General features: G+C 45.8%; 7 protein-coding genes. 6 read left to right on the top strand and 1 reads right to left on the bottom strand.

Translation table 11 applies throughout. The features are described from left to right. The 4 genes from FHS77_RS15000 to repC all read left to right on the top strand — a co-directional run. Positions 1 to 514 (top strand): transposase (locus FHS77_RS15000; protein WP_246431370.1); only part of this gene is annotated, 514 nt, incomplete at its 5' end. A gap of 238 nt (positions 515 to 752) precedes the next feature. Next, entirely contained in the window at positions 753 to 1,970 is a 1,218-nt protein-coding gene (gene repA / locus FHS77_RS14995; protein WP_184224742.1) for a plasmid partitioning protein RepA, read from the top strand. After that, positions 1,967 to 2,950, top strand: coding sequence for a plasmid partitioning protein RepB (repB, locus tag FHS77_RS14990; protein WP_184224741.1), 984 nt, complete (start codon positions 1,967 to 1,969; stop codon positions 2,948 to 2,950). The genes repA and repB overlap by 4 nt, the downstream gene beginning before the upstream one ends. 208 nt (positions 2,951 to 3,158) lie before the next feature. Next, entirely contained in the window at positions 3,159 to 4,355 is a 1,197-nt protein-coding gene (gene repC, locus FHS77_RS14985; RefSeq protein WP_184224740.1) for a plasmid replication protein RepC, read from the top strand. Here repC and FHS77_RS14980 read toward each other — a convergent pair. Next, positions 4,338 to 5,288, bottom strand: a complete 951-nt coding sequence (locus FHS77_RS14980) for a recombinase family protein (protein ID WP_184224739.1) — start codon at positions 5,286 to 5,288, stop codon at positions 4,338 to 4,340. The genes repC and FHS77_RS14980 overlap by 18 nt on opposite strands. Before the next feature lie 279 nt (positions 5,289 to 5,567). On the opposite strand from FHS77_RS14980, the gene FHS77_RS14975 reads away from it, so the two are divergent. Continuing rightward, positions 5,568 to 6,692 carry an RHE_PE00001 family protein gene (locus FHS77_RS14975; RefSeq protein WP_184224738.1) on the top strand — a complete coding sequence of 375 codons (1,125 nt, stop codon included), beginning with the start codon at positions 5,568 to 5,570 and terminating at the stop codon, positions 6,690 to 6,692. Positions 6,693 to 7,240: 548 nt separating this feature from the next. Then, positions 7,241 to 10,549 carry a relaxase/mobilization nuclease domain-containing protein gene (locus FHS77_RS14970; RefSeq protein WP_184224737.1) on the top strand — a complete coding sequence of 1,103 codons (3,309 nt, stop codon included), beginning with the start codon at positions 7,241 to 7,243 and terminating at the stop codon, positions 10,547 to 10,549. Positions 10,550 to 10,678 lie beyond the last annotated feature (129 nt).

Below are 10,678 nucleotides of genomic sequence, written 5' to 3'. Positions count from 1 at the left end.
AGACATTCAACACTCGGCTGGAAATCGCCGGTGGCATTTGAGAAAAAAGCCGCTTAAAATGAGAGATAGACCGGAACACAACCGGTGCAAGACCAATCCGGTGGACTTCCTGCTGACGGCCAAACGAGACTTACCCGCAGCCAAGCGTTTCTTCAGGAAAATGCTGAAGAGTGAGCCTTTGTTAGCCCCGGATCGCATAGGGACAGATGGAGCGGGAACGTTTCCGCCAGCCATCAAGGCAGCTTCACAAGATTTTCTCCTCCCAAAAGATCCTGTGCACTATGTGACCAAGCATTTACAACAGGGCATCGAAAGCGATCATTTCAGGATCAAAAAGAACATGCCCAAGATCGGATGCTTCCAATCATTCAATACGGCACGCAAAACAATCATGGGTTTTGAAGCCATGCTATGGCTACGCAAAGGCTTTGGATTTTCAGGTGACTGGAATGTTCTCAACCAGAATGAGTTGATTGCTCAGTGCTTTGGAATTCAAAAGGTTAATATAGTATGAAAGTCAGTCATTATAGCAAGCAACGCGACTTATGAAAAACTTTGCGACAAGCCCGCCGTTAGATCTGGTGTGAACATAATGGATTTGGCGGATGCCGCCTGAGGAAAATTGTCAGCTGACAATTTTCAATATATGACACAAAAAAGATTAACCTTTTATTAACTTAAAATTACTTGACGTACTCACCAGACTCGTCCACATTTTCGAAATATTATCCGATTATCTGGAATTAGCGTGAATGGCCCATAATGAAGCAAAAGGTGCGAGTAGCCGCGTAAGCGCCTCTCAATCTATTGATGATACAATCTGGGCGGACTCTCAAGCATTGGGTGCTCAACTCCAACTGCTAAGAGAGCGGCTTTTTCCGCCGACAGCCCAAAAATCATTGCGAAAGTTTTCAAGTCCAGAAGTTGCGAAACTTATTGGCGTTACGGAATCTTACATCCGTCATCTGGTAACCCAAGACGATATTATTAAACCAGAAAAGACCGCAGGTGGTCGTCGTCTTTATAGTCTCGAACAGATAAACGAATTACGCCATCTGTTGGCCAAAAATAAGCCCTCATATGTCCCGCAACGTCGCCCAGGCGATCATATGCAAATCATAGCGGTCACAAACTTCAAGGGTGGCTCCGGTAAAACAACTTCCAGTGCTCACTTAGCCCAATATTTGGCACTCAAAGGATACAGAGTATTGGCAGTCGATCTGGATCCTCAGGCATCTATGTCGGCGTTATTCGGTTACCAACCTGAATTCGATGTAGGTGAAAACCAGACATTATATGGAGCCATTCGTTATGATGATCCAAAGCCCTTATCAGAGATCATCCGAAAGACCTATTTTGATGGTCTTGATTTAGTCCCTGGCAACCTTGAATTACATGAATTCGAACACGACACACCACGAGTGCTGGCTAGTAAAGAACACGCAGACAGCATGTTTTTCATGCGTGTCGCACAGGCCTTTGCATCTGTTGAAGCTAATTACGATGTCGTGGTAGTCGATTGCCCTCCACAATTGGGCTTCCTGACTATGTCAGCCTTGTGCGCAGCGACTTCAATTTTAATTACTGTCCATCCTCAGATGCTCGATGTCGCGTCAATGAACCAATTTCTGGCTATGACATCAAACCTGCTATCCGTAGTCAAAGAAGCTGGTGGTAATTTAGATTATGATTGGATGCGCTATCTGGTGACCAGATATGAACCCAATGATGGTCCTCAAGCCCAAATCGTAGCATTCTTGCGGAATCTATTTAGCGAGCGCGTTTTAACATCCATGATGCTCAAATCGACGGCAATTTCTGATGCAGGTCTTTCTAAGCAGACGATCTACGAAGCTGGAAAAGAAAGTATGCATCGACAGACTTACGAACGAGCCATTGAATCTATGGATTCAGTAAATTCTGAGGTTGAACAGCTAGTTAGACAGACCTGGGGGAGGGTACCTGAATGAAGGGCAAAGACATTTTGAAAGGCCTAATTGATGCCGGAAAACCTGAACAGGCAACGGCTCAAGCTCCGGCGCAAAGGCCTGCAGGTGCTATAAGAGCACTTAATATGGGTTTAAATCGTCTGTCAGAAGAAGCAGCTGAAGCTAAGTATTTAAGGGAAGCCCTCGCAAACGCTGAGAATGTTGTCGAGTTGGATCCATCATTAATTGATCCGTCTATCGTTTCAGATCGTCTATCGTTACCCAATGATCTTGCTTTTCAAGAACTCAAATCCGCTATTGAAACATCCGGTCAACAAGTCCCAGTTTTGGTTCGGCCTCATCCCGAACAACAAGGACGTTATCAGGCTGCCTACGGGCATCGGCGTATTCGCGCTGCTCTGGAACTCGGCTATAAAATCAAGGCCATTGTCCGCCAGCTAACTGAAGCCGAAATGGTAATTGCTCAAGGGCAAGAAAATGGCACCAGAGTTGATCTCAGTTTCATCGAACGATCTATGTTCGCATCAAAGCTCGAGAGCAGGGGATTTGATAGAGATACAATCTGTATAGCTCTTGGCGTAGATAAGCCCGAAGCTTCAAGATTGTTGACTGTCGCCAGTTCAATTGATCATTCAATCGTCGCAACTATTGGAGCTGCACCTAAGGTTGGACGACCGCGCTGGCTTCAATTGGCGCAGAATTTAGAAGATAACGCATCGAAAAACAGGGTGCTTTCCGTCATGAAAGAGCCAAACTTCGAAAGCGCAGATAGCGATAATCGCTTCAAAATTGCATTCGATGCGGCAACGATCGACACCAAGAAAACAAAAATTAAACCAACAATTGTATATGCAGCAGATAAAAAAATTGCTGTCTATGAACGTGATGGAAAGAAGCTCAATATCAAAAGTTCGAATGCTGCCTTTTCCGATTTTATGGAAGCCAAAATCAATGAGTTGGTATTGGAGTTCAAAGCAGTAAAAGATGGTAATAATTCATAAATTGTCAGCTGACAATTTGTCTGAATTCGCATGATAAATGAACTAGGAGACTAAACCGCAAAAGAAAAAAGCTCCCAAAACGTTTCCGTCGTGAAAGCCTTCTCAAATAGTCTAGCAACTAGAGAATCGCATTTTCATGAATCATAGTCAAGTGTTGGAACGTCATTTTGGCGAGCAGATTTCTTTTGCCTAAATTTAGGTAGAGAAAATGCAGATTTTAAACTCATTAACGACTGCAATACGTAGCCGAACGAAGCCTGTTGCTCAAAATCCTGAAAAGGGTAGGGGGCTAAATAGATGGTCAATCTACAAACAGCTATGTATTGCAAAGGCCTCTTTTGGTCTCAATGATCGCTGCTTAGCTGTCCTTAGCTCATTATTGTCCTTCTATCCAGAAGACGAGCTTACTGAAGCTAAGGGGCTTGTTGTATTTCCATCAAATAAGCAACTATCCTTACGCGCACACGGAATGCCTGAATCGACTTTACGTCGCCATCTAGCATCACTTGTGGCCGCAGGTCTTATTGCACGCAAAGATAGCCCGACCAGAAAACGTTATGCTCACAAAGATAAAGAAGGCGCTGTTGAACTGGCATTTGGATTTTCGGTCGAACCTTTACTTCAAAGATCCTCAGAAATCATACAAGCAGCCGAACAAATTACGTCTGACATCAAAGCTACAAAAAGGCTTCGTGATGAGATCTCTGTAGTCCGCAGAGAATTAGCGATGACTTTTGCTGAGATTAGCCCTGAAGCCAATTCAACTGAACTGAAAGCCTTATTTTCTCGTTTTCGCGATATCGTTGATGCGCTTCCGCGTCGCGCCACAGGTGAAAAACTACAGACAATCAAAACCAAATTCGATGCCATCCACTTAGAACTGTATAACATATTGAATTCAAATGATATTGCAGAGAAAATGGGCGGCACCGATGCTCAATTTGAGCGGCACCATTATGAATCCCTACCAGAATCCCAATATATAAATAATAAGATTCAAAATGTTGATTTAGTGCTTTCAAAGCCTAAGATTGAAAAACCGGAGAGAGCTCATGCCAAAATGCCAGCAGTGGCTCTTGAGTCTGTTTTACGTGCTTGTCCGGATATAATCTCGTATTCACCAACAGGCATCAAAAGCTGGCGAGAGCTTCTAGATACGAGCCATATGGTTTCAAAGTTTCTTGGAATTGGTCAACAGCTTTGGCTGGAAGCCTTAGCTACAATCGGCATGGAAAACACTAGCTCTGTTATTGCTTGGCTTTTGCAAAAGGGTTCAGACATCCAATCAGCAGGGGGTTATTTGCGTTCGCTTATACAAAAGGGGAGGACAGGGGAGCTGTCTGTTGGATCGATGCTAATGGCGGCTTTTAAAACCAATGTACTGGCTTCAAAAATGACCGGATGAGTTATCTGTTTTACTGCTTTCAATCAGGCCTGTTCTTCGAGCCCTATCAATCAAGTTTTTGACTGAGGATGGCGCCCATTTGGAACCGCCGCGCGGGGTCCGCTCATGCAGGCGTTCAAGATGTGATGCGATTTCTCTAAGGGTGAGGTTCGGATTTGATGAATGGATGCCTGCTACAAGCGTCATCAAACGATCTTCCGCTATACGAGGTGGCGATTTACTCATCAGGTTTGCATCTGCCATATGTTCTGACACCAGCCATTTTACGGCGCGCCGCAAACGCTCAGGTGTCCAGTTAAGGCCGCGTTGTTTCAGAAGACGTGCGATATCATCCCAAGTGTGATCGGGACGCATTTTTCGCACCGTTGGCAGCCATTGATGGGCTGATGCTTGTATGCGTGCGCCATAAGCTGCTTTCTGAATAGCTGTCATCTTCGCCAAGGCTTCGGGTCTACGTTCACGCAGACCAGGATTACCGGAAAGCCTGCCTTTGGCCTTGGCTGCTTCAATTCCGGCTTTGGTACGCTCCGATATTAAAGCGCGCTCGAGTTGTGCAACAGCACCCAGCACCTGCAGTGAAAACATGCCCTGAGGCGTCGATGTATCAATCGGATCGCGTAAGGATCGGAAATGTGCTCCCTTTGCGGCCAGTTCCTCTATCACCTCAAGCAGATGGCTGACTGATCGCGCCAGCCTGTCGAGCCGGACGACAATCAAGGTGTCGCCGGCACTGATCTCGCGGAGTAGTTTGGATAGGGCAGGTCTGAGCCTAGAAGCCCCGGATCCATGCTCCAGCACGATCAGATCGCAGTCGGCTGCGCGAAGCTCTATCTCTTGCGCCTCAGTGGTTTGTTCATCCGTTGAAACGCGCGCATAGCCAATCAGGCGTCCCTGTGGTCGAGGTGAACGGTGTTTTTGAGTGTTGCGAGCCATTTGTTGAGCCTAAGGGTACCAATCGACTTAATTTACAAATGCAGAACATATAGATAAACGATCCTTTGTAAACGTGTCTTGATGATTATACGAAGTCTCAGAGAGCGAAAAACATCGCAAATGCAGGGTTCTTAAGCGATCTCAAGGCAAGCAATATGAGGGCGTTCAATTCAAAGGGCTTTAAACGTCTATTATGCCTATCCTTTTTTAGTATAGTATCTATAATAGAAGCTAATTGCGTAATAGCTTCTCTTAAGAATAATATATAACGAGTTTACAATGTGTTATGATATTAACAATTTACCCCTTGAAGCACTGCTATCGGCAATTGCACGCGCAGAAGACAAGCTTGCGCGTCTGGACGAGATTATTCGCTCCAGTCCGGTAGGGGAGGGCCTGATTGAGCGCGGACACTTTTTTGATGCTGTCGCCAGCATGAGGATCCAAGGTGAACTTGTCCATGTGGAAGATCTGGTTCTTCATGATGCGTTTATGGATGTCAGAGCGCCGACTCATGAGTTGACGATTGCTCATACGATTTTGCGCGCGCGCAGACGCATTGCTTTGAACGAGCCGTCATGGGCAATGAGCGATAATTGTATTGCAGCTCTGACGGGTAACAATCAACGTGACGAAGAGTTGCTTGAAGAACCAGGTTTACCGTTTGCCGAGGATGTTGAGAATGATCGACTGGTTGGAGATGAGGCCGATCCGCTATTGATCGAAATGGCTAGGATGGATGCAATTCTTGATCGCTCGAAGCATCTGATTGAGGGGCATACGATTGGCAGAATATTGCAAGCGTCAAACAGAGATCCTTTGATCGTTGGTGATCTTTTACTCCGGGATCCCAATTGGGATGAAGAGGACCGGCTTTCGCAGTGGAAACAGACGATCAAAAAAATTGAGGATTTACCGGCAACCCTTGGGGCTGCTCTTGCCTATGATGCCTGGGAAAGCCTTGAACCAATGCAACGCCAGCACTGGGTTGGGTCACTATTGATGAGTGGCTATCTTCGCTCCAAAGGCAAGGTTGCTTCGCATTTGTTTTGTTTCAACATGGGTTTAAAGACAATTCAGCGAGAGCGTCGCCGATCACAGAACCAGACCGTGCGCTTGCTAGCAATGCTTGATGCTATGACAGCAGCAGCAGAAACAGGCATGAAGGAAATTATTCGCCTGAAGCAGGCGCACGAGCAGATGCAGCGACGCCTCAGCGGGCGCCGCTCATCCAGCAGCCTTCCCATCGTTATTGACTTGATCCTGTCACGGCCAATTGTCTCTACCGCGATGGTTGCAAAAGCGGCAAAACTCACATCGCGGGGTGCTCTTAATCTGATCAACGAGCTTGGAGTGCGCGAACTCACGGGTAGGGGGCGGTATAAAGCATGGGGTGTGATTTAAATGCCGTGCGAGCAAAGTCATGGAAAGGGCTTTGGTGGATGGGGCTGACTGGTCCACATATGCCGTATTCTCAATGGTCTTGCCCCGAATTAGTGGAGAGAGTTTCACTCTGTGCAGGCCGAGGTGGCCTCAAATCCTATTGGCGATTTATATCCTAATGAAGAGTGCCGCCGTATTGGATTATAAAAGCCATCGATGTATCGGCCAAGTTATTTTTCAGCGCTGATGCGTTTTTGAAAGACTGCACGCCCTATCTAGGACTGTTCTAAATTTTGTGTAAGTGCCTTTATTTTCCCTTATCCTGTTTGGATAATCAGAAGAGGTACTTCATATGTAGGCGTTGTAAAGTTAACGATGTGATGCTCGAAAACCGTCTGCTTAAAAAAGCATGCCCGGAACTGGGGAAATCGGAGTATGAGGTATTGCGCATCTGAGAAGCTGGAAATCATCCGCACTGTTGAGGGCTGCATTTAAAAATTGAGGAAGGGCGCTGGCTATTGATGCTTGGATGAGCGGCTGATGCAAAATTATGAAGCAAGATAATCTTATTGACTTTGTCAAAAAGAATGTGCACTCTTTTTAAAGAGTGCGAAAGAGATAAAAAGATAAAAATGGTTCCAAAAGTTGCCGCATTAGGGGACAGTTTTGTTGGCGCAGGCGCCTATTATCTAGGCCCCGGACGGGATGTTTCCAACGAAGCCATTGGGGGGATTGCTGGTTATATGACGGGTCGTGGTCGTAATGAAGCGCCTGATAGCCGAGTGCGGTTTACTGACGTTTTGAACATGGAAACAGAAAATGCTGAAGAAGCATTTTTTCTGATGCAGGATACATTTACAGCTTATCTGGATAGGCACCGTTCGCGGGCAGGTAAAAAACTAAAAGACCCAGTCTACTCTTATTCACTATCGTGGGCATTGGGCGAGGATCCCAGTGAGGAAATGATGAAAGCAGCTGCTCATGAAACCATGAGTGTGCTGGGTTTAAACGGCCATCAGGCAGTGTTAGTTTCTCATAATGACAAAGATTATGCCCATATCCATGTTATAGCCAACCGAATTAATCCGGACAGAACGGCAACTGTTAAGAAGAAAAAAGATTACCTGCTTTTATCATTATGGGCAGAGTCTTATGAGCGCAAATACGGGAAGATTTACTGCGAAGAACGGGTTACGAACAATGCCATGCGCAAGCGGGGCGCGATTGTTAAAGACTGGAAATCAAAATCCCGAGATCAAATTGATAAAGAGCGTCGGTTGGCATGGCGGGAATTGAATGCTGCCTATTCGAAGATACGTGAAGGTCTGTCTGATATTCTTGTCGATTGTGATGATGATCTTGGTGAGGCACAACGGTTACGGCTTGAAGGTTTGCTGGAAACAATAAACGCACAAGCCGAACAACGTTCCTGCGCTGTAACAGATGTATATGCGTCTAAGTTTGCAGAAGTATATCAGTTGGAAGCCAAGCTTCTTGATGAAGCACGATCTGATGCGCTTAATACACTAAAGGGGCGCTTAGAATTTATCTTCAGTCATCAGCAGCATCTGAATGTGGGGGCGTTTGTCAGCTTAAATGATATTCCCCGTGATCTCTATGATACTCGGGCTGAAGTTATTTATTTGGTTCGCAACGCAACACGTGAACAACGTAGTGTTATCGGAAAAACGCAAAAGAATTTACAGGTTGCAGCGATTGTTGATGTCTGGAACGATCGACGGCAAGAGATTCAGGACCTTGTTGCCATCATAAGGACAGAGCGTGGCAAGGCCCAGGTTAGTAAAAAGGATCGCGTCGGGGCAGGGGTGATCAATAGTCATATTGCTTTGTTGGTTCAGTCAATCTGGGCACAATCTGACAGCGGTAAATCCTTTGTAACTGCGTTGGCGGAAGAAGGTTTTCGGGTGGAAGGTGGTCGCTACGCATGGTTAATCAAGAGGACGTCTGATGGGGCGTTTATTGATAGTGTGCAGCGTCTGCTTGAGCTGCCACCTTTGGCAGTCAATTCTAGATTGGGGTTTGCTTTTGGCGATGAACCAACGTCAAATATTGCGTTTGAGGCTGTCAGTTCTGGTGAACCCATCGTTGATATTGAAACGGCTCCGGTGGGGCATGATTTGAATGATGAACTGTCCGCATTTGAACTGACGGGTGCTACCCAGGCGGCTTCTTTGGCGAATTATGATGGTCATGACTTACGTTTGCGCCAGAAGCTTGAGGAGCAAAGGCGTGAGGCTGAAGACCGGTCACGGCGTGAGAAGATCGTACTAAAGGGTATTCAGCGGCTTGTTTTGGAAAATGAAGCGCGCAGATCAAAATTGCGTCAGCTTGAAGTCCAATGGTCTTTTGATCGGTCTCATTTGCGCGTCATAGCTGGAAAACATACGCGGATCATAAGCCGGCAGCGTCTTCACCAAGAGCAGGCGATGGAATTGAGACGCCTTGAGGAGGCATTGTTTGCTCAAAGAATGGTTGAACGTTTTGAGCGCTTGTTTGATGGTGTTAAAAGCAGTCATTTTGTTACGATGTTTAAACAGGCTGTTGACGCTGCGATTAAGGCTTATGATCAGCTCAAACAAGCAATTGATGCCCATGACGAAATGCGGGAAGGGTCTATCCTTCAGCGCGCGCGTAGTTTGATAGAAACGCCTCATCTGCGTCGGCTTGAAAAAAACTGTGAGGCTGCATTTGAAGTGTTACAGGATGCCTTTAGAAAGTTGATGTCAGTGTTTTCTGCTCTTGCAGAGCAACTAAAGGCAGGGATTGTGGAGCAGAGCCAGCGTTGGAAGGGGCAATGGCGGGTGCTTGATACACGCTATGTGGATGATGTTCTTAAAGCATCAGATGCCCAAGGTGGCATAGTGTCGTTTGCAGGTAGGTATCTGCAAGAGCTTGGACAGAAGCGATTTACGTTTACGGCTCCTTCTCTGTTGACGGCACCATCAAAGTCAAATGTTGAGTTGCGGTTTCAGGGTGAAGTTCTGGCAAATATACAAGCAACCTTGTTTGTGCTGATGGAGCCCGTGCCTGATAGTTTTAGTAAGTTGGATAAAGCTGTTGATTTGTTGGAGGCTGACGTTGTCTCTGCTCATCGTGAAGAAAGCACTGTTAATGAGCGACGTGATAATATCCGTCGATATTGCCAGATATTACTTGCAGATGATTTATTAGACGAGCAACGCGTTAATCTGAGCGAGAAACTTGAATGTTTGATGGAAGAATGGTCTGATGCAGATGGTCAGCTCAATGAACTTATTCCTGCATCATCTTTAATAGAAATCCAAGAACGCCTTGAAGAAGCTCATGAAAACCTGGCGCATGATGCCAAGTTAATGGCTGAATGGGTTAGAGAAGAAGAAGAACAATTACAGCGTCTAGCGGAAATTTTGCGAGAAAAGGCTGATGTGTTAGTGGCACAAGACATTCGATCTGGTGACATTCACATACATGATAAAGCGGCCAGGGAGCTGCAAAATAGGATTTTGAGCACTATTGATAAATTCCCTCGCATTGAACAGACCTTAGGAGAATGCCTACTTACCAAAGTTTCTGACAAAGTGGAGGATATTCAGCAGCAGATTAAATGTGAGCAGACGAGACAGGCATTTAGTCAAGCTGTTAAACAACTACGAAATGCGTTTCATCAGCCAGATATGTCAGGGCTGGTTGCTGCTGATCATGTGTTTCTCAAGGCGCTTACGGATATTCGCTCTATGAAATATAATTGGTCAGAACAGACAAAAAGTTTTTACGAGACAAATATTATTCCGGCACTGGAAACCATCAAACGGCAGAACAAATCTAATATTAGTGATGATGAGCCAGATTTTGATACAGGACCATCGTGTGGGATGTAAATTGCCTGGGGGATAAGAGGTTCATTCAGCGTTATGTAGTTGCCCCCGAAAGATCGGCCATTTTTACTGGTTAATTTTCTCCGCGATAAACTCACGGGGTGAACGATATCCTAAAGCTTTATGTGGGTG

This window comes from Paenochrobactrum gallinarii (genome assembly GCF_014205685.1).
Taxonomy (GTDB): Bacteria; Pseudomonadota; Alphaproteobacteria; order Rhizobiales; family Rhizobiaceae; genus Paenochrobactrum; species Paenochrobactrum gallinarii.
Note: the sequence above shows the minus strand (reverse complement) of the source record. Positions and strands in the feature narration are given on the sequence as shown.